Source organism: Cellulomonas carbonis, assembly GCF_014636275.1.
Lineage (GTDB): Bacteria > Actinomycetota > Actinomycetes > Actinomycetales > Cellulomonadaceae > Actinotalea > Actinotalea carbonis.
In genome coordinates this window covers 1-636 of sequence record NZ_BMEB01000028.1, presented here as the reverse complement: position 1 = coordinate 636, position 636 = coordinate 1, and the positions used below count along the sequence as shown (strand labels likewise).

The 636-nt window shown below is 65.9% G+C and carries 1 protein-coding gene; it reads left to right on the top strand.

What is annotated here, in order from left to right; translation table 11 throughout:
• On the top strand, positions 1–636 hold a 636-nt coding region (locus tag IEV86_RS17505; protein ID WP_369009115.1), incomplete at both ends, for a translation initiation factor IF-2.

Sequence of the window (636 nt, the reverse complement as noted above, 5' to 3'; positions counted from 1 at the left end):
GTGAACAAGATCGACAAGGAAGGCGCCAACCCCGCCAAGGTCATGCAGCAGCTGACCGAATACAACCTCGTGGCCGAAGAATACGGCGGCGAGACCATGTTCGTGCCGATCTCCGCGCTCAAGCGCGAGGGCATCGACCAGCTGCTCGAATCCGTTCTGCTGACCACCGATGCGGCCCTGGACCTGCGGGCGAACCCCGACAAGTCCGCTCGCGGCATCGCGATCGAAGCCAAGCTCGACAAGGGCCGCGGTGCGGTTGCCACCGTCCTCGTCGAGTCCGGCACCCTGCGTCAGGGCGACGCCATCGTCTGCGGCACCGCCTACGGACGTGTGCGTGCGATGTTCGACGAGAACGGAAACGTCGTCGAGGAGGCAGGGCCCTCCCGCCCCGTGCAGGTGCTCGGCCTGTCGTCCGTCCCGCGTGCCGGTGACTCGTTCATCTCCACCGATGACGACCGCACGGCCCGTCAGATCGCCGAGAAGCGCGAGGCCATCGAGCGCAACGCCGCTCAGGCCCGCGGTCGCAAGCGCATCAGCCTTGAGGACTTCACGAAGGCTCTGGCTGAGGGCAAGGTCGACATGCTCAACCTCATCCTCAAGGGTGACGTCTCCGGTGCTGTCGAAGCGCTCGAGGAT